At 50.4% G+C, this 18,800-nt stretch carries 22 protein-coding genes; 18 read left to right on the plus strand and 4 right to left on the minus strand.

The genetic code is table 11. The features are described 5' to 3' along the window. Positions 1-38: 38 nt before the first annotated feature. The 8 genes from C7E00_RS06645 to hpf all read left to right on the plus strand — a co-directional run bounded on the left by C7E00_RS06645 (position 39) and on the right by hpf (position 7,601). Positions 39-248, plus strand: coding sequence for a hypothetical protein (locus tag C7E00_RS06645; protein WP_105303547.1), 210 nt, complete (start codon positions 39-41; stop codon positions 246-248). Further along, positions 245-1,051, plus strand: coding sequence for a phosphatase PAP2 family protein (locus tag C7E00_RS06650; protein ID WP_105303548.1), 807 nt, complete (start codon positions 245-247; stop codon positions 1,049-1,051). Before C7E00_RS06645 ends, C7E00_RS06650 begins: the two co-directional genes overlap by 4 nt. Further along, the gene (locus C7E00_RS06655; RefSeq protein ID WP_105303549.1) at positions 1,044-1,445 is read left to right on the plus strand and encodes a hypothetical protein; all 402 of its coding nucleotides are present in this window, start codon (positions 1,044-1,046) and stop codon (positions 1,443-1,445) included. Before C7E00_RS06650 ends, C7E00_RS06655 begins: the two co-directional genes overlap by 8 nt. A 15-nt stretch (positions 1,446-1,460) precedes the next feature. Beyond that, on the plus strand, positions 1,461-2,777 hold the full coding sequence (locus C7E00_RS06660) for a C1 family peptidase (RefSeq protein WP_105303550.1): 1,317 nt from the start codon (positions 1,461-1,463) through the stop codon (positions 2,775-2,777). An 86-nt stretch (positions 2,778-2,863) separates the two neighbouring features. Further along, positions 2,864-4,171: a 30S ribosomal protein S12 methylthiotransferase RimO gene (gene rimO, locus C7E00_RS06665; RefSeq protein ID WP_105303551.1), complete on the plus strand. Its 1,308-nt coding sequence runs from the start codon at positions 2,864-2,866 to the stop codon at positions 4,169-4,171. Next, the gene (locus C7E00_RS06670; protein WP_105303552.1) at positions 4,164-5,405 is read left to right on the plus strand and encodes an aminopeptidase; all 1,242 of its coding nucleotides are present in this window, start codon (positions 4,164-4,166) and stop codon (positions 5,403-5,405) included. Before rimO ends, C7E00_RS06670 begins: the two co-directional genes overlap by 8 nt. Positions 5,406-5,422: 17 nt before the next feature. Then, the gene (locus tag C7E00_RS06675) at positions 5,423-6,886 is read left to right on the plus strand and encodes a DUF2779 domain-containing protein (protein WP_105303553.1); all 1,464 of its coding nucleotides are present in this window, start codon (positions 5,423-5,425) and stop codon (positions 6,884-6,886) included. A gap of 193 nt (positions 6,887-7,079) precedes the next feature. After that, entirely contained in the window at positions 7,080-7,601 is a 522-nt protein-coding gene (hpf, locus tag C7E00_RS06680) for a ribosome hibernation-promoting factor, HPF/YfiA family (protein ID WP_105303554.1), read from the plus strand. A 141-nt stretch (positions 7,602-7,742) separates the two neighbouring features. Here the strand turns inward: hpf and C7E00_RS06685 are convergent, their stop codons facing one another. After that, positions 7,743-8,408 carry a hypothetical protein gene (locus C7E00_RS06685; protein WP_105303555.1) on the minus strand — a complete coding sequence of 222 codons (666 nt, stop codon included), beginning with the start codon at positions 8,406-8,408 and terminating at the stop codon, positions 7,743-7,745. Between the two features lie 299 nt (positions 8,409-8,707). Between C7E00_RS06685 and C7E00_RS06695 the strand changes: the two genes are divergently transcribed. From C7E00_RS06695 to pssE, 5 genes are read left to right on the plus strand one after another with little or no spacing between them, the layout of a single operon-like run. After that, positions 8,708-8,992 (plus strand): MG284/MPN403 family protein, encoded by a 285-nt coding sequence (locus tag C7E00_RS06695; RefSeq protein WP_135358181.1) that lies wholly within the window; start codon positions 8,708-8,710, stop codon positions 8,990-8,992. A gap of 55 nt (positions 8,993-9,047) precedes the next feature. After that, on the plus strand, positions 9,048-9,290 hold the full coding sequence (locus C7E00_RS06700; RefSeq protein WP_167836500.1) for an acyl carrier protein: 243 nt from the start codon (positions 9,048-9,050) through the stop codon (positions 9,288-9,290). A gap of 3 nt (positions 9,291-9,293) precedes the next feature. Then, positions 9,294-11,006, plus strand: coding sequence for a phosphoenolpyruvate--protein phosphotransferase (gene ptsP, locus C7E00_RS06705; protein ID WP_105303559.1), 1,713 nt, complete (start codon positions 9,294-9,296; stop codon positions 11,004-11,006). A 46-nt stretch (positions 11,007-11,052) separates the two neighbouring features. Continuing rightward, positions 11,053-11,535 (plus strand): PssD/Cps14F family polysaccharide biosynthesis glycosyltransferase, encoded by a 483-nt coding sequence (gene pssD, locus C7E00_RS06710; RefSeq protein ID WP_105303560.1) that lies wholly within the window; start codon positions 11,053-11,055, stop codon positions 11,533-11,535. Continuing rightward, entirely contained in the window at positions 11,535-12,029 is a 495-nt protein-coding gene (pssE, locus tag C7E00_RS06715) for a PssE/Cps14G family polysaccharide biosynthesis glycosyltransferase (RefSeq protein ID WP_105303561.1), read from the plus strand. Before pssD ends, pssE begins: the two co-directional genes overlap by 1 nt. A 15-nt stretch (positions 12,030-12,044) precedes the next feature. Here the strand turns inward: pssE and C7E00_RS06720 are convergent, their stop codons facing one another. Next, positions 12,045-12,788 carry a metallophosphoesterase gene (locus tag C7E00_RS06720; protein WP_105303562.1) on the minus strand — a complete coding sequence of 248 codons (744 nt, stop codon included), beginning with the start codon at positions 12,786-12,788 and terminating at the stop codon, positions 12,045-12,047. A gap of 157 nt (positions 12,789-12,945) precedes the next feature. On the opposite strand from C7E00_RS06720, the gene C7E00_RS06725 reads away from it, so the two are divergent. Then, positions 12,946-13,671, plus strand: a complete 726-nt coding sequence (locus C7E00_RS06725) for a YebC/PmpR family DNA-binding transcriptional regulator (protein ID WP_105303563.1) — start codon at positions 12,946-12,948, stop codon at positions 13,669-13,671. A gap of 117 nt (positions 13,672-13,788) precedes the next feature. Continuing rightward, complete coding sequence (tagD, locus tag C7E00_RS06730; RefSeq protein ID WP_105303564.1) at positions 13,789-14,190, plus strand: glycerol-3-phosphate cytidylyltransferase; 402 nt, start codon at positions 13,789-13,791, stop codon at positions 14,188-14,190. 60 nt (positions 14,191-14,250) lie between these two features. Here the strand turns inward: tagD and tnpA are convergent, their stop codons facing one another. Continuing rightward, complete coding sequence (gene tnpA / locus C7E00_RS06735) at positions 14,251-14,655, minus strand: IS200/IS605 family transposase (protein ID WP_105303565.1); 405 nt, start codon at positions 14,653-14,655, stop codon at positions 14,251-14,253. Positions 14,656-14,734: 79 nt separating this feature from the next. Here tnpA and C7E00_RS06740 point away from each other — a divergent pair, with 79 nt between their 5' ends. Continuing rightward, on the plus strand, positions 14,735-15,991 hold the full coding sequence (locus tag C7E00_RS06740; RefSeq protein ID WP_105303566.1) for an RNA-guided endonuclease TnpB family protein: 1,257 nt from the start codon (positions 14,735-14,737) through the stop codon (positions 15,989-15,991). Positions 15,992-16,144: 153 nt separating this feature from the next. Here the strand turns inward: C7E00_RS06740 and C7E00_RS06745 are convergent, their stop codons facing one another. Beyond that, positions 16,145-17,272 (minus strand): tRNA(Met) cytidine acetate ligase, encoded by a 1,128-nt coding sequence (locus C7E00_RS06745; protein ID WP_167836501.1) that lies wholly within the window; start codon positions 17,270-17,272, stop codon positions 16,145-16,147. Between the two features lie 66 nt (positions 17,273-17,338). On the opposite strand from C7E00_RS06745, the gene C7E00_RS06750 reads away from it, so the two are divergent. Further along, positions 17,339-18,211: an alpha/beta fold hydrolase gene (locus C7E00_RS06750; RefSeq protein WP_167836502.1), complete on the plus strand. Its 873-nt coding sequence runs from the start codon at positions 17,339-17,341 to the stop codon at positions 18,209-18,211. A gap of 75 nt (positions 18,212-18,286) precedes the next feature. Beyond that, the gene (locus C7E00_RS06755) at positions 18,287-18,793 is read left to right on the plus strand and encodes a YceD family protein (protein WP_135358182.1); all 507 of its coding nucleotides are present in this window, start codon (positions 18,287-18,289) and stop codon (positions 18,791-18,793) included. The last annotated feature ends 7 nt before the right edge of the window (positions 18,794-18,800 follow it).

Genomic DNA, 18,800 nt, shown 5'->3' on the forward strand with positions numbered 1-18,800 from the left:
TGTGCTAACATACTATTGCGAAATGGAGCTGACTGCATATGACTGAAAAACGAAAAGTCCTGCTTATTGAATCACTGATTCTCGGGTTAGCAGGAGCCCTGATCACCGATCTCGGCAATAATCGAAAAGGCATCGTCTCCTCCACCCCGCTCTGGGCCGTCTTTTTATACTATTTCCTGTTCGGATTAGTCTGGTTCTCGCTCGTGAACTGGCTTCTTGGAAAACGCGAACAGAAAAAGAAGAAATGAGAAAGTATCGCGCGCTTTCCAGCATTCTGCTCTATCTCCTGGTCTTCGTGGCAGCGGCAAGAAAAGATCTTGCGGCTTCGGAATTTCTGACTGCGCATGGCTGGAATGCGCTGATTTCGTTCGGCAAGCATGCCGGACCGCTGCCGATGTTTCTCGTACCGGCTTTCTGCTTTCTGGCCCTCAGCCGGATCAGACACCAGAAGCTGTTTCAGGCTGCAGGCTTCATACTTTGTCTTGCCGCAGGGATCCAGGTTATCGGAATGACCACGATCAATCTGCCGGAACTGATCGGAGCGACTGGTCTCGGGATTCTGTTCTTTGTGCTTCTGATTCCAGAAGCACAGCAGTTTCCGATCGCATCTGAAGCCGGAGCGAAGACGGCAAGAGCTGGTATCACGATGGCCTTCTGGTCGTTTCTGATCATCCAGGCGATGAAGATCATCTGGGGAAGACCCCGTTTCATCTCGCTGTCAGATCCCTCTGTCTCATTTGAGCCATGGTTCCATATCAGCGGACTAGTCTTCACGGATGATCTGTACAAGTCCTTCCCGTCCGGCCATACCGGAGCAGCGGCCATGATCTTCTGGATCACGTTACTGCCGTATGTCGATCCGAAGCTGAAAAAGGGAAGGCTGTGGGGCCTTGCAATTGTGTATACCGCTCTGATCGCCGTTTCCAGGATCATGGCAGGCATGCATTATATCAGCGACGTCATGGCAGGATGCGCAGTCACGCTGTCTATCTGCCGGATTCTGAGATACCGGTATTTCATTGCACCGGAAAAGGAGATACTGCATGAATAAATTTCAGCAGAAGATGTACCGATTCATGCAGGGGAGATACGGCTATGACAAGCTCAGCTCTTTCCTGTTAGTCTGTGCGGCAATTCTGGATATTGCCGGAACTTTTGCCCGCCTGACGATTCTCGTGCTTGTGGCTGAGGTGCTTCTGATCTATATCATCTATCGCAGCATGTCTCGCAACATGATAAAGCGGTCGAGCGAGAATGCGGCCTTCCTCGAGCACACCAGAGGCATCCGCAGAAGATTCCTGGTATGCTCAAGGAATCTGAAAGATAAAGAACACCGGTACAGTCTCTGCCCAGGCTGCGGCCAGATGGTGCGTGTGCCGCGCCATCATGGCAAGGTGGAAATCACATGCCCGAAGTGCGGACAGACGTTTGAAAGAAGAAGCTGAGAAAGGAATGGACCTATGAAACCGATTGAGATTGATGAATTGAAACAGCTGCAGGAAGAATACCGTAAGAATGATAAGGCAAGAGTCGTGCGCAATGCGCTGACCACGACCAGCATCACTTCCATCTCGAATGTGCTGGAAGCACAGGAAGCTAATCCGTTCTTCTTTTCCGTCGAAGTGCCGACGATGAAGGTGACCAATCAGCTGCAGTCCGGCCGCTGCTGGATCTTCAGCTCGATGAACGTGCTCCGCGAGATCATCGCGAAGAAATACAAGATCGATCAGTTCGAGCTCTCTCAGAACTATGTTGCCTTCTATGACAAGCTCGAGAAGTGCAACTGGTTCATGAACTGCGTGCTGGAGCAGATTGATCAGCCGTATGACGACCGCACGCTGCAGTGGCTGCTTGACAATGGCGTCGGCGACGGCGGCCAGTGGGACATGGTAGTTTCACTCGTCAAGAAGTATGGCATCTGTCCGAAGACGGCTATGCCGGAAACGTACCAGTCCAGCCATACGCATGATATGAACGGACTGCTGAACAAGAGACTGCGGAAATTCGCTTCTGAGGCAAAGGCGCTGAAACCGGAGAAGCGCGAAGAACTGCGCACGAAGGTGCTTGCGGAATGCTATACGCTGATTGCCGACTGCTTCGGCCTGCCTCCGAAGAGCTTCACATTTGAATACGTGGATTCGAAGAAGAAGTATCATTCGGTTTCCGATGTGACGCCGAAGGAATTCTATGAGAAATACCTTGGCGAGGATCTCGACCGCTATGCGGTCATCATCAATGCCCCAACTGAAGACAAGCCTTATCACAAGATGTATTCCGTGAAATACATCGGCAATGTCGTCTCCGGCAATGAGATCCGCTATCTGAACCTGCCGATGAACGAATTCAAGAAAGCTGTCATCGCGCAGCTCAAGGATGGCAAGCCGGTATGGTTCGGATGCGATTGTGGCAAGGACGGCAACCGTCAGTCCGGTCTCTGGGATGATCAGCAGTTTGACTATGAGCATACGTTTGATATGGATCTTTCGATGACAAAGGAAGAAATGCTCAATACCAGATACAGTGCAATGAATCATGCCATGGTGCTGACGGGCGTCAATCTCGTCAAAGGAAAGCCGACCCGCTGGAAGATCGAGAACTCCTGGGGAGACAAAGTTGCCCATGAGGGCTACTACATCGCCAGCGATTCCTGGTTTGAACAGTATGTCTATGAAGCCGCAGTTGATCGGGAATACCTCACGGATGCCCAGCAGAAAGTGCTGAAGCAGAAAGTGAAGCTCCTGGATCCGTGGGATCCGTTCGGAACCCTGGCTGACTGAACCATCTGCCCGCATTCCAAGCGGGCTTTTATCTGCTTCCTTTGGGAAAGAAGCAGTGTGATACAATAAGACAGATCGGAGAACATATGAAAGTCGGAGTAATATCGCTTGGCTGTGCCAAGAACCTGGTGGATACCGAAAATCTGCTCGGCATCCTGAAGGCAGGAAACGTTGAGGTCGTGACCTCCTGGAAAGATGCAGATGCAGTCATCATCAATACGTGCGGATTCATCGAGTCCGCAAAGAGCGAAGCGATCTCGACGATCCTTGAAGCAGCAGACCATAAGCAGGAAGGCCTTCAGAAGCTCATCGTCATGGGCTGCCTGGCCGAGCGCTACAAGCCCCAGCTCGAACAGGAGATGCCGGAAGTAGACCGGTTCATTTCCATCGATGAATACAAAAACCTCGGATCCATCCTCTCGGAAGTACTCGGAGTGAAGATCCCGAATACGTACGGAAAAGCCCCGCGCGTGCTTTCCGGAAAGCCATGGATGGCTTATCTGAAGATCGCTGATGGCTGCGACAACCGCTGCAGCTACTGCGCGATTCCGAATATCCGCGGACCGCTGCGTTCGATGAATGAAACCGATCTGGTCCATGAAGCAGAACAATTAGCTGCGTCCGGCGTGAAAGAACTGAATCTCATTGCCCAGGACAGTTCCCGCTACGGGTTTGACCGGGATCATCAGCTGCATCTTTCTGAATTACTGAAGAAGCTGGATCAGATTGACGGCATTCACTGGATCCGGATTCTGTATCTCTATCCGGATGAGATTCCGGATGATCTGATCCAGACTATCCATGACAGCCGTCATGTGATTCCGTATTTTGATATTCCGGTTCAGCATGGCAGCGACCGCATGCTGAAGGCCATGCATCGAAGAGGCAGCCGGGCAGAGATCATCGAACGCTGCGCGAAGATCCGTGCTTCGTTTGACTCGCCCGTCATCCGCACGACGCTCATTGCCGGCTTCCCGGGAGAAACCGAAGAAGATCATCAGGAGAATCTGTCGTTAGTGGAAACAGTGCGCTTTGATCATATGGGTGCCTTCACGTATTCCAGAGAAGAAGATACTCCGAGCTACGCGCTCGAAGATGATGTTCCGCCGGAAGTCAAGGAACAGAGAAAGGCAGAACTCATGAATCTGCAGATGAAGATTGCGGCAGAAGACCGGAAGAAATGGATCGGAAAGACGGAAGAAGTGCTGATTGAAGGAAGAGACGGACTGACAGGGATGTATCTTGGCAGATCGTGTCTCTATGCGCCGGACGGCGTTGACGGCATGGTCCGCTTCCGCAGCAATGTCCCGCATGAAGCAGGGGACTTTGCGATGGTGACCTTCACGAAGACGGCCGGTCAGAATCTGCTCGGGGAGGAAGTTGAACATGCCTGATCAGAAGACGCTGAGAAATTATGCCCGTCTGGCGATTGAGACTGGTGTCAATGTGCAGAAGGGCCAGCTGTTGGTGATTTCGTGTCCTGTCACGCATTCCGACTTTGCCCATCTCTGCATGGAAGAAGCATATCGCTGCGGGGCTGGCGAAGTATGGATGAACTGGGCAGATGAAGATGCCGAACGCATCAATCTGCTTTATGGCGAAGAAGCATTCCTTGCGAAAATCCCGGAATATCAGCTTGCTAGAGTGAAAGAAGCCCAGGAACGCAAAGCAGCTTTCCTGCATATCATCAGTCCGGTGCCTGGCATCATGGCCGGGGTTGATGAAGCAAAGGCCGGCCGCATCTCTAAATCCCGCCGGAAGGCAATGGCACCTTATCAGGCCTATTCGATGGCTTCCAAGGGACAATGGTCCATCCTTGCTCTGCCGAATCCGCGCTGGGCAGTACAGGTATTCCCGGAAGAAAAAGATCCGGAAATTGCCGAGCAGAAACTCTGGAATGCCATCCTGAACACCGTATATGTAAATGCTGAGGACGATCCGGTTGCCACCTGGAAGGCACACAGCAGAGAGATCCGCCATCATTGCGATCTGCTGGATCAGAAGCACTTCAAGGCCATCCATTTCCATAATTCCCTCGGCACGGACCTGACCGTAGGCCTTGCGGAAGAACACCTCTGGGGAGGAGGAGAAGAGAAGGCTTCTGAAATCGGCTGTCTCTTCAATCCGAATCTTCCCACTGAAGAAGTCTTCACGACCCCGGACCGCATGCATGTCGACGGAACGGTCTATGCAAGCAGGCCGCTGCTTTATGAAGGCCATCGCATCGAGAACTTCAGTGTGACCTTTGAACATGGGAAAGCAGTCTCCTGCCATGCGGATAAGGGAGAAGAGACTCTGAAGCAGATTCTTTCTTCGGATGAGAATTCGGATCGCTTAGGCGAAGTTGCTCTGATTTCGTATGATACGCCGATCTCGGAAATGAAGATTCTGTTCCTCAATACGCTTTTTGATGAAAATGCGTCGTGCCATCTAGCCTTCGGAGCAAGCTATCCGGGACAGATTGAAAACGGTACGAAGATGAGCGAAGAAGAACTGAAGGAACATGGCGGCAATGTTTCAGAGATCCATGTCGACTTCATGTTCGGTACTGCTGATCTTACTGCCGATGGCATCTATGAAGACGGAACTTCCGAACCGGTCTTCCGGGATGGCAGATTTGTATTCTGAAACAGAAAGGCTCTTCTATGTTCCATATTTCTGACCTGAAAAAATTCAATCGATGCCAGCGTCTGTTCGCACTGGATCAGGCTGCTCCGCCCCAGGACTGGGAGCGATATGTCCGTCTGGACGAGCAGGTCACCGACTTAGCAGCCCAGATGCTTGGCGTCACGGACCCATTCCTCGGTCAGCGCAATGATCCGCCTGAGCTTGCTATGCAGGCTCTGAAAGAGAAAGACTGGCTGATCAAAGCCCGGTTTGAATATCGGAATCTTCGGATCAAGGCGCCGTTTCTGCATCGCAATGGCGATGGATGGGATCTGTATTTCCTGTTTCCGGGATTATATCCGCACGCCGATGATCTGCTGTTCTACTGTGCCATGGTATGGGTTCTGGAGCATTTAGGCATCCATCTGAAGAATATCCGCATGGTTCATCTGAACCGGGAATATCAGCGGAAAGGGGATCTGGATGTGAAACAGCTGTTCACGGTCACGGATTACTTCTATAACGCTGCCAATCATCCGACTGTCCTGATCCGCGAAGCGATTGCGGATGGCATGCGCGATTACACATCCCAGCTGGATGCGATGGAAAAAAGTCTTTTGAAGCCTGCCCCATCTCCCGTCCGGAAACCGCGCTGCGCAAGCCGTCAGAAATGCCGCTTCTATGAGGAATGCTTCCCGGAAGAGCAGAAAGAACCATGCAACAGCATCCTGACGCTGATCGGCTCCAGATACCGCTATGAGATGAAGGCAGAAGGAAGAAATTTTCTGAAAGACGCCGATCTCAATCGCATTGAAGGCACCCGCCAGCAGTTTGCTCAGATCCGCGCAGATCAGAATGGGGGTCTGTTTGCCGACCATCTCGGTCTATCTGCCTGGCTGAGCGATATCAGATATCCGATCTCCTTCCTGGATTTCGAATGGGAGTGCTATGCGGTACCGCAGTACGAAGGCATGCATCCATATGATGTGCTGCCCTTTGAATACAGCCTGCATATCATGCAGAAAGACGGAACGATGACTCATCAGGTATTCCTCGGCATCCACGATGACCGCAGGAAGATGGTGGAGTCTCTCTTGAACGAAGTTCCTTCGGAAGGAACCATCATTGCCTATAATGCCGAAGGTGCAGAAAAGATCCGCCTGCAGGAATTTGCGGATCAGTTTCCGGAATACCGGGAACGGCTTCTGGATATGAAAGCCCGCATGAAGGATCTGCAGGTTCCGTTTACTTCCGGTCTTGTCTATGACACCCGGATGGGCGGGGCATGGAATCTGAAGCGCATCATGTCGATGATGGATGATCCGGGCTACAGAGATCTTGATATCCATGAAGGCATGGCGGCAGTATTTGCCTGGCGGCATCTGGACCGCGGCGATGAAGAGGCCGACCAGGAACAGATTATCCGGGAACTCAAGGAATACTGCGGGATGGACAGCTATGCTATGACGGTTGTCTACCGCTGGCTCACGCAGATTGCATGAAAGCTTTCTGCGTTTTTTTGTTCAAAATCAGAAGATTGTCTAGCAGAATTCACGAAGCTTTCACGCTTGTTCTGCTATACTGAAATCAGAAAGAGAAGAGTAAGAGAATTGTAAAGAAAAACGAAGGAGCATGTGCTCCGGTTTCATAGAAAATTCCACGCATAGAGAAACAATAGAAAGAGAGGTTCCAGTTATGCGTTTTGAGATTATCGGCAAGAATATCAGCGTTACCCCGGCAATGCGGGAAAAGATCGAGAAGAAGCTTTCCGGCCTGGAGAAATATCTCCTGATTGACGAGGACACCACCGCTCGGGTGGTCGTCCGTGTGTATCCGAATTCCCAGAAAATTGAAGTCACGATTCCTACCAGAGTCGGTATCCTCCGTACGGAAGTAGAGCAGGAAGACCTGTATGCTGCAATTGATCTTGCTGTAGACAAGCTCGAAGATCAGCTCCGCCGTCAGAAGACCCGCCTCAGCCGCAAGCATCGCAGCTCCCTGGCAGAGACCTTCGCTGCTGAAGAAATCGCCGAAGAACCTGAGATTCCGGTCAAGACGAAGACCATCAAGGCAGAAGTTATGGATCTCGATGAAGCAATCATGCAGATGGAACTGTCCAACCATGACTTCTATCTGTACACTGATGATGAGAGCGGCAAGATTTCCGTGGTCTATCGCAGAAACAGCGGCGGCTACGGTCTGATCGAAACTGAGTAAACCTGGAAACGTTCGTCCCTGATCGGGCGGACGTTTTTTTCTGTCCCGAATTTGCGGAAGGTCAGAAAAAGAAAATAGCTTTCTCAGAATGAATCGGGGGATTGCTGAAAACATAAGTGATGTTTCAGAAGCTGCTGAGAATTACAGCATCAGCTGAATGCAGAGGATCAGATAAACCGTACCCATGGAAAGAATTCCAGGCATCAGATTTCCGGACTGGTTATAGAGATAAGACAGGATCGTGACCAGGACGACATTGTAGAAATAGCCGGGAACAAACTCCGTCAGGGAGATCGGATAGCTGACTTCTGCCAGCGTGAAGCATAATCCGAACAGGAAGCCGGACATCAGGATCACGACTGCTTCCTGGGTCTGGATCTTGAAATGATCGGTCAGACACTTGAAGGTCATATTCACGACTGCAGACTGGCTGAAGCTGAAGGCTGCCAGGATCACCGGCACGGCCAGCGGATAGCGGGCAAGCGTATCCTTATCCGGAAGCAGGACAGAGCCATGCAGAAGCCGCTGATTGAAGAAGAACCAGAGACCGAGAGCTGCAAACCCGATCACCGCCCAGAGCAGGGATTCAGCAAGATGGTTCTTGAATCGGTTCCAGTGCAGACCGAACAGGTTCCAGTCATACATGATCAAGGCAGCCGCCCCGAGGTTCAGCGCAAACATCGTGCACAGTGTTTCGTTGAGAATATACTGATTCAGAAACCGCGAAAGCAGCGGAATCATCGCAAAGATCGCAAGCGAAATCAGAATTCGTCTGATGGAAAGAGAAGAACTGTATTCTTCGCGCATGGAACATTCCTTTCTGTCAATCAGTTTACCGGGATCAGCCATAGCATGCAAGCAGACGATCCTTTCATTGCAGGAAAGATATCGTTTCCGGGATTGTAGAAAACTGGAAATCGTATTCAAAACCGTAAGCGCTTACAGAACTGATCTTGAAGGAGAAGATTCCTTCGATTATATTGAGGACACGCAGAGGTCCGGAACTCATTGAATCCGGAAGATGAGGGGTAGAAAGGCTTCATATCATGTGTCCGAACAAACCTTTTTCTGATTCCGAGAAACACATCAGAACTTCTGAGGAGGCAATGGAGTTTATACGATTGCAGACGCTTCACTGCCTGATGATCATTCACCGATGCGCAGATGACCCGGAACACTCCGATCAGAACCTTCTGGATTCGTATTCCTGGATGCAGGAACTCAACCGGACACTGGAAATGATGGATCCGACTTCCCGGTTTCTGATGCAGAACCTGTTCCGCAATGAGAAAACGGACTGGTATAAGCCTTACTGGAGCAAGACTACGTATTACCGCCTGAAGAAGAAAGCAGTTCAGGAATTCCTGAATTGTTTCATGCCGGCTTTCTGAATCCGGTTGTGGAAGGGCTGGAACAATGATAAAATTCTGGCAGGGAGAATCTCTTATGAATTATCTTGAGGTGCTGGATCAGCTGGTCCGCGAGTATGCGCCGGATCACCATAATCTGACGCCGGAAACCACGTTTGAGGGGCTTGGAATGGACGGGATTGATCTCGTCGATTTCATGCTGAAAGTTGAAGAGAAATTCGACATCGTGGTCCCGGATTCGAAGATGCTTGATCTGCATTCAATTCAGGATGTTCTGGACATGATCTCGGAAAGTACCGGACAGGAGGAAAAATATTAAGTCATGCTGAAAGGAATTGCTGCATCACAGGGTATTGCGGTTGCCAGAGTCTATAAGCTTGAGCAGCCGGTGCTTCACATCGAAAAGCAGGAACATGCTGATGTGGAAAAGGAACTGGCACGTCTCGACGCTGCCTTTACGAAGACGGTGAAGGATATTGAAGGAATCAAAGCTGCTGCTTCAAAGAACCTGAAGGAAGAAGAACTTGCGATCTTCGATGCGCACCTGATGATGATCCAGGATCCGGATTTCCGCAGCCAGATTGAAGATGAGATCCGCAATGGGGAAGAGAATGCGGACTTTGCTGCAAAGAATGTATCGGATATGATGGTCTCCATGTTCGAAAGCATGGATGATGCCTACATGAAGGAACGTGCAGCAGATATCAAGGATGTTTCGTTCCGTCTGCTGTGCAACCTGGAAGGCAAGGAGATTCCGAACCTCGCAACGCTGAGCGAACCGGTTGTCATCGTTGCCAAGGAACTGACCCCGTCTGACACCGGCAGCCTGAACAAGGAATTTGCAAAAGGATTTGCAACGGAAATCGGCGGCCGTACGAGCCACAGTGCCATCATGGCGCGTTCGCTGGAAATTCCGGCAGTTGTCGGCATCACCGGCATCATGGATCAGGCGGAGAATGGCCAGCAGATCATCCTCGATGCCATTGACGGCACCGTGATCCTGAATCCGAGCGAAGCAGAGACGAAGGAATATGAAGCAAAGGCTGCTGCCTTCGAGAAGGAAAAGGAAGAACTGAAGACCTATGTGAATAAGGAAACCGTATCCACGGATGGTCATAAGGTTCTTGCAGTAGGCAATATCGGATCCCCGGCAGATGTGCAGGGTGTCATCGACAACGGCGGCGAAGGCGTCGGCCTGTTCCGCACCGAATTCCTGTACATGAAGAGCCAGGACGACTTCCCAAGTGAAGACGTTCAGTTCGAAGCTTATAAAGAAGTCCTGGAAGGCATGAAGGGCAAGCCGGTTGTCATCCGCACACTTGATATCGGCGGTGACAAGAAGCTGAACTACTATCAGTTCGAAGAAGAGATGAACCCGTTCCTGGGTGTCCGTGCAATCCGCTTCTGCCTGATGCGCAAGGATATCTTCCGGGTACAGTTGAGAGCTCTGCTCCGTGCCTCCGCATTCGGCAAGCTCTGCATCATGTTCCCGATGATTGCCACGCTGAATGAATTCCGTGAAGCAAAGGCAGTCTATAACGAAGAACGTGAAAAGCTCGTTGCAGAGGGCGTCAAGATCGGCGATGATGTCGAAGTCGGATGCATGATCGAGATCCCGGCTGCTGCAGTTCTCGCCGATAAGATCGCTGAAGAAGCAGACTTCTTCTCCATCGGAACGAATGACCTGATCCAGTACACGATGGCTGCAGACCGTATGTCCCAGCAGGTATCCTACCTGTATCAGCCGCTGAATCCTTCGATTCTCCGTCTGATCAAGCATACGATCGATGGTGCTCATCAGCATGGCCGCTGGTGCGGTATGTGCGGTGAGATGGCCGGCGATGAGATGGCCGCACCGGTGCTGCTTGGTCTTGGCCTGGATGAGTTCTCGATGAGCGCATCCTCCATCACCCGCGCCCGCCGCATGATTGACGGTCTCTCCTATGCTGAGATGCAGAAGCTGGCAGACCAGGCACTGAACTGCTCCACTGAGGAAGAAGTTACGGAACTTGTCCGTAAGGCCCTCGGCAAGTAGTGTATACTTAAGGTGCACAGAATCCTGTGTGCCTTATTTTTATTTTATGGAACCCAACACGAAAATACTCTTCATCTCAAGTACCGGCGGTCATCTGACCGAATTGCTGCAGCTCTCTCCGATGTTTTCTCATTGCGATTTTCATCTGATTACCGAGAAGACTCCTGCCAACCTCAGTCTGAAAGAAAAATACGGAGCAGATAAAGTGGACTTTCTTGCCTATGGCTCGAAAAGCCAGCCATGGACTTATCTGTTTCATTTCACGTATAACTGCATCCGTTCTCTCGTGCTGTATTTCAAGCTGAAACCAGACTATGTCATCACGACCGGAACGCATACTGCTGTTCCGATGTGCAAGATCGCACATCATTTCCATAAAAAGATTATCTGGATCGAGACGATGGCAAACAGCCAGACTCCGACCATGGCAGGCAAGATGGTCTATCCGATTGCCGATCTCTTCGTCGTGCAGTGGGAAAGCATGAAGAAGGTATATCCGAATGCCGTCTATGGAGGCTGGATCTTCTGATGATTCTAGTGACCTTAGGAACCAATGACAAGAAGTTCACCCGTCTGCTTGATGCTGTGGAACAGGCCATTCACGAAGGAGCCATCACAGGCAAAGTAGTGGTCCAGGCAGGCTTCACGGAATACGAGAGCAGCGACATGGAAGTGATCGCCTACATCGATCAGCAGAAATTCGCAGAATATATGAATCAGGCGGACCTCATCATCACCCATGGCGGCGTCGGCACGATCATGACCGCACTGCGCGAAAAGAAAAAAATTCTCGCCGCAGCGAGACTTGCAAAATATCACGAACACGTCAATGATCATCAGACCCAGCTGCTGGAATCCTTTGAGCAGGCGGGGTATCTGATCTATATGAGAGATCTGACGGATATCCGCCCGTATCTGAAACAGGCAGAGACCTTTGAGCCGAAGCCCTATGTCAGCCAGCGGGATCACATGGTCTCCCTCATTGAAAACTGGATCGATCAGGATCAGCACGCAGGACACTGAAGCCTGCGTGTTTTCTTAGGTTCTGACTTTCAGATACGGATACGTCGAAGGCACATAGAATTCCTTCTGATCCTCAAGCCTGACGCATCCGAGCCTTCTTCCGTAGACGCATCCGCAGTCGATATGGAAAATGGATTTCTTCTTTCCATGGATGATCTTCCCGTCATATTCCTTGCCATACAGGAACGTCGGCATATGCCCGACGATCATCGTCACATCATCATACGGATTATCTTCAAGACCAATATGAGGCCAGATCAGCTCGAACTCCGGAACTTCTGCCGGATTGACCCCGGCTCTGCACCAGCTTCCGAGTCCTGAATGAACCAGCAGGTACTTTGTTCCCCCGACTTCGAGAAACTGATACAGCTTATGTTCCTGCAGGTAGTTCTGGATGTCATAGCACGTCGGGTAATCAAGGTCCATGAACTGATCCGCGGTGGTCAGCCCGCCGTTGTAGCTCAGCCACGTCACGAAATCATCCGACATCGTCGGCATATAAAGCGTTCCTTCATCAGACTTCCCGCGGATCAGCTCCGGGATATATCTGGCCAGCCAGACATCATGATTGCCGAAAATCAGATGCATTGAAGGGCAGTGCATGATCTCGAGAAGCAGTGGAATCGAATCCCTGCCACGGTCGCACACATCGCCGACAATCCACATCTCATCATACTCCGCATGAAAATCGATCACTTTCAGCATATGATCGAACTCGGTTTTGCTGCCATGCAGATCGCTGATCACGTACGTTGCCATATCACAGATATTCTATCATCCCGAGTTCCTGAAACGTCACAAACATGCTTCGCCGCAAATCACTGATGAATAAGCATTTTTTCTTTTCATCAATGGAGGTCTTTGCTATAATGTCACAGGTATTTCTCTAGGAAAACTGAAGGGTGGTATTGATTATATGGGAAGAGCACATGAAGTGCGCGCAGCCTCAATGGCTAAAACAGCTGCTGCAAAGTCCAAGCTGTATTCTCGCTTCGGAAAGGAACTTTATATTGCAGCAAAATCCGGCGTGCCTGACCCTGATATGAACCTTGCTCTGGCAAGAAAAATCAAGGAAGCAAAGTCCAACCAGGTACCGGCAGACGTCATCAAGAGAGCAATCGAGAAAGCAAAGGGCGGTACAGACGAGAACTATACGGAGTGCCGTTATGAAGGATTCGGTCCTGGCGCAAGCACCGTCATCATCGACTGCCTCACCGACAACACAAACCGTTCTTATACTGAAGTGAAGACCGCATTCAACCGCTGCAAGGGCTCCAAGATCGCTAATGCAGGTTCTGTTTCCTTCGGCTATGAGCAGATCGGCCTCTTCGAATTCCCTTATGAAGACGAAGACAAGATGATGGAAGCCATGATGGATGCAGACGTAGATCTCAAGGACATCAGCGTTGAAGACGGCATCATGCAGGTCAAGACCTCATTCCAGGACTTCGGCAAAGCTCAGGACGCAATCGAGAAGCTTCTTCCGAATGTGGAATTCTCTACCTGCGAAGTGACGATGTATCCGAATGAATGGGTCACTCTGGACTCCGACGAAGACAAGGCCGCATTCCAGAAGCTCATGGATACACTCAATGACATCGATGATGTCAACAAAGTCTATTCCAACGTACAGGAAGGCTGAAGCAAACCCCGGCATCTGCCGGGTTTTCATTTGACTATTCATTCGATCTGAAACCACGGCCCTTCAGGACCGGAGTAATTGGGTTGCCCGGGTTTCTGATTCTGCTATACTGGAGCCATGATACGTGTAATTACTTATGGAACTTATGACCTGCTGCATTGGGGACATATCCGTCTATTGCAGCGGGCAAAATCCCTCGGCGACTATCTGATCGTCGGTCTCTCCACAGATGAATTCAATGCCGGAAAAGGCAAGCAAGCCTACCATCCTTATGAAGAACGGAAAGCAATGCTTGAAGCCATCCGCTATGTCGATCTCGTGATCCCGGAAGAAACCTGGGAACAGAAACGGTCCGATATCGTGAAATACCAGGCAGACATCTTCGTGATGGGCGATGACTGGAAAGGAAAGTTCGACGATCTCTCCGATCTCTGCCGAGTTGTGTATCTCCCTCGCACCGAAGGCATCTCCACCACCAAGATCAAGCATGATCTGGAACTGTTAGGCAGAAAGGGCTAATCTTTCACAAAATTTCATTCGGTAGAAGCCACGCCCCTTTACAGGGCGGTTTTACGTTGTTTAGCCCTGATTCTCAATATAGTTTTCAATGGTTTCCTGAGATACCTGTCCTATCGATGCAGCAAAATAGCCATCTGACCATAACGTTTTTTCTTTCCAGTAATGTTTTTTCAGCATATGCCCATGATTTTTCCACGCCTGATATGTGCTGTATTGTTTGAACACCGAAACGATACCAGTGATACTATCCATAGGATTATATTGCAGAAGAATATGGATGTGATCCTTATCTGTCTCCATACGCCTGATATACCAGTGATGTTCGATGCAAGCATCAAACATGTATTGCTTAACGTCAGTTCTGAACGTGCCGAACAGTAAGGCTTTGCGATACTTTGTCGCAAAGATCAGATGTACCATGAGCAGATTCTTGTTATGCCGTCGGTGCTGATAAATGTTATTCATATGCTTACATTCTCACTATAAATATTATATAATATTTATATAGTGAAATCATGTTCTCACGAAAAGGAGCAGGTCCAACATGCAGATTGGCGAAACGATTAAAGTACGTCTGACTTCTGAGAGTGGCACTAATCTGCTGTTTTTTCAGACCGCTTATCAATATATGCTTGGATGTAATTTTGCCTCCGAATGGATCTTTCAACATGACTTCTGCATCAATTCCAATGAGGTTCAGAAACATGTATATTACGATCTGCGTGAACTGTTTGGACTAAAGGCACAGATGGCTATCTCGTGCATTAAAACAGTTACTGCCAGATATCAGACCGTCGATACGCAGATGAGAAACAATCCGTACCGGTTTACCGCGGATGGTAAACACTACAGCTTTCATCGGGATATGACATGGCTTCAGAAACCAATTGCGTTCAACCGCCCGCAGTGCGATCTGGTACGGAACCGTGATTACAGTTTTGTACATAACAAAATCGACGGCCACATTCAGCTCTCCATCAACACGCTCGGCAAACGGGCTGTATGCGATTTTGTACTGCCCGAATCCATGCAGAGATTCTTTGACAGTAGCTGGACGCTTGGCACAGCGAAACTTGTGGAACTGAATGGCATCTGGTATCTGCATATTTCCGTAACAAAGAACGTTGATGAATTTGAAAGAGGTGATGTGAAGCATGTTGTGGGCATTGACAGAGGTCTTAGATTTCTGGCATCTGTCTATGACGAACAGCAGAAAACACAGTTTTTCAGTGGCAAAGAGATTTTACGCAAACGTGATAAATTTGACGCTGTACGTGCACAGCTTCAGGCAAAAGGAACACGGTCAGCCAAACGCAGACTGGCAAGTATTTCCGGGCGAGAGAACCGTTGGATTAGGGATGTCAATCACTGCATCCGCAAGGCACTCGTCCGGCGATACGGTTCGGGAACATTGTTTGTACTGGAAGATCTGACCGGTGTATCTTTTGAAGAAGAAAACATGCACGGCGCAAAGCAGACACACGACCTGCGGAACTGGTCATTCTATGACCTTGAAACAAAGCTGACGTATAAGGCAAATGAATCTGGCTCCAGTGTGCTGAAGGTAAACCCGCAGTACACTTCTCAGCGCTGTCCGAGATGCGGTGCTGTCGTAAAGGGAAACCGTGATCACAGAGAACACTTATACAGGTGCAGGCAATGTGGCTATACCAGCAACGACGATCGTATCGGGGCAATGAACATCTACACGCTCGGCACGCTCTGGGTCAGCGGAAATGAAAATCCGCAGTTCGATAAGATTAAGCTGATCGAGCCTGCGGAATCAGTATCAGTAAATTAAGCTAAGGCTTCGGTATACCGGAGCGCTATCAAACGGGTGTTGTCAATCATCCGGCGATGTGACGCCACAGGAGGTATAATCCTCGCTAGCAGAAACCAGGAGGCTTATATGAGCACGCTTGTACTGGTGGAGGCAGTCACAAGCCTCGGCCCTTTACGGGACGGGGTAATTGACATAATGAGCACCTGCAATCTCTTCTCTGAGAATGCGGGTGCGTTCTTTTTCCGGAAGCACTGAAGTATAAAGCAGACATGCACGGTACTCCATCTCCCGGTACGGATAGGGGACATCCGCAAAGCGGCTGGCAAATCTCACGCCGCTTTTGCGCATGTCATGGAGATACTGCCGTCCCCTGTCATTGAATGCCAGGACACGGATGGTGTCATAAGGAGGAAGGGAGTTTACTTCCTTCTTCTCCAGCTGCATCATTGCGGAAAGACATGTCCTGCGGATCCGTCCGGCCGTATAACGGTAATTCACGCATGCCGAAAGGAAGCCATCCCAGGTGCTTTCCTTCTTTGCGTTGGCAATCAGATGATTCTCAATTCCTTCCCGGAACAGGAAGAACTCGGCAAGCCGTTCCGGTCTGCTCGTCAGCAGGAACGTTCTGAGATATGGGTAGAACTGTTCCATATAGACACGATGCCCATTCAGCAATGCTTCTTTCATCGGCGTTGTTTCTCCGAGATCTTTTCCTTCCTTCAATGCAGTCCGGATGGCGAGCGCACTGCTGGTCTCATGAAGCTCCGGATCCAGATAGGAAGTCGTGCGCGGAATCAGAACCGGCTCAATCGCCGTACCGGCAATTTCCTTGAGGTAGGAGACCGCAAGGATATCATTCGGACGCATGCTTGTAGTCAATAGACTGTAAGCCCTCGGGAAACTCATGCCTGTATCCATGGACTGATGCAGATGATCCGGATTTACCGGAGTCTCTGCAATTTCTTTGAGATTTTCGAGATTGCCGCACTCGCTGCCGAAGCTGATATAGTTCACGCCCGCCGCCTTCATGACCGAAACTGCGCCATGGGCAAAGCCCGTGGCACTCTGAGTCGCATAAATATAAGGAAGCTCCGCCACCAGATCCACCCCGCCCCGGACCGCAGCTTCTGCTCTTGCAAACTGATCCAGGATCGCCGGCTCACCCCGCTGCACCCAGTTGCCGCTCATGACTGCCATCACGACATCGCAGTTTGTCTTCTTTCTTGCTTCTTCAATCTGATACTGATGTCCCTTGTGGAACGGATTATATTCTGCAGCTATGGCCAGAACACTTGTCATAATCTGTCTGATCCCTCGTCTTTCGAATTGTATTATACTGAACTCAGCGAAAGGAATTTCCATAATATGAATTCATTTGATACGATTTACCGTCCGGAAGGGGAGGTAAAAGGCGCAGTTGCCATCGTTCACGGCATGAGCGAGCACCAGAAGCGCTACCGGGACTTTGCCGAATACCTGAAGAACCGGGGCTATGGCGCAGTTACGTATGACCTGCCTGGACATGGCGAACACGCCGAAGAACTCGGGTGGTTCAAAGAAAGCGGCGGTGCGGATATGCTGATTGACAGTGCGGTCGACCGCCTTCGCGAGGCCAGGGAAACATTCCCGGATGTTCCGCTCTTCCTCTTCGGCCATTCGATGGGCACGATGATTTCCCGCTGCCTGCTGCAGGATCATGATCAGGAACTGGACGGCCTGATTCTCTCGGGCGCACCATGCTGGCAGAAAGCCGCAGACGGCGGCATCGCTGCCGGAAAGGTGATCCGCTTCTTCAAGGGAAAGAAGGGACACTCCCGCTTCATGGATCAGGCAGTGACAGGATCGTTCAACAAGTGTGTCAAGAATCCCCGCACCCAGTCTGACTGGCTGTCCTGCAACACGGCAAATGTGGATGCTTATCTGGCTGATCCGCTGTGCGGTTTCCCGTTCACGATCCAGGGCTATCTCGATGAGATGGAACTGATGAAGCGCATGCACAATGTCTCCGGGTATCATGTCACGAAGCCGGATCTTCCGATCTGGTTCATCAGCGGCGAAGGCGATCCGTGCCGCGGAGGAGATGAAGGCTTCAATGACAGCATCTCCACCCTCCGCCGAGCAGGCTATCAGGATGTAGATGCTAAACTATGGCCGAACATGCGTCATGAGATTCTGAACGAAACCGATCGCATGCAGGTATTTGAGGCCGTCGGGAACTGGCTGGACGAGCATTGCTGAGCCTGAAAACGTGCATTGACTTTGTTTCATGGTCTGCTATAATTGTGGCGTTAACGAGCGAAGGAGGCCCTGGCGGTGAAGTGGACGAGGTCTATGCTGAGCGGTTCTTCATCTGAAGAGATTCGCTTTGATGAAGCTGTTGAGATTGACCCGGAAGTATTCGCATCCAATTCCCGCATCAATGGAGTCAAGGATGTCCGGGTATCCGGAACTGGGCTGTATCAGGAAGCTTCAGAACGGTTCTATGTGAAGATGGAGATTCATGGCATCATGTGTCTCCCGGATGCAGTGACCGGTCTGGAGATTGAATGCCCCTTCGAGACGGAACGAGAACAGGTCTTCGCATTTGAAGACACTGATGAAGATGACGTCTGGGTCGTTAAGGATGAAGTCATCGAGCTGCTTCCGGTCGTGATCGAAGAGATCCTCTCCGAAGTGCCGCTGCAGGTGACGGAGGCCTCTCCTGAAGATTATCCGAGCGGCGATGGCTGGCGGGTGATTTCCGAAGAGGAGTTCGAGAAGAGTCAGGCAGAGAAGGGTGATCCGCGTCTGGCAAAGCTCAGAGATTACGGTAAAGAATAACAGGAGG

Source organism: Anaerolactibacter massiliensis, assembly GCF_900290205.1.
Classification (GTDB): domain Bacteria; phylum Bacillota_I; class Bacilli_A; order Erysipelotrichales; family Erysipelotrichaceae; genus Bulleidia; species Bulleidia intestinalis.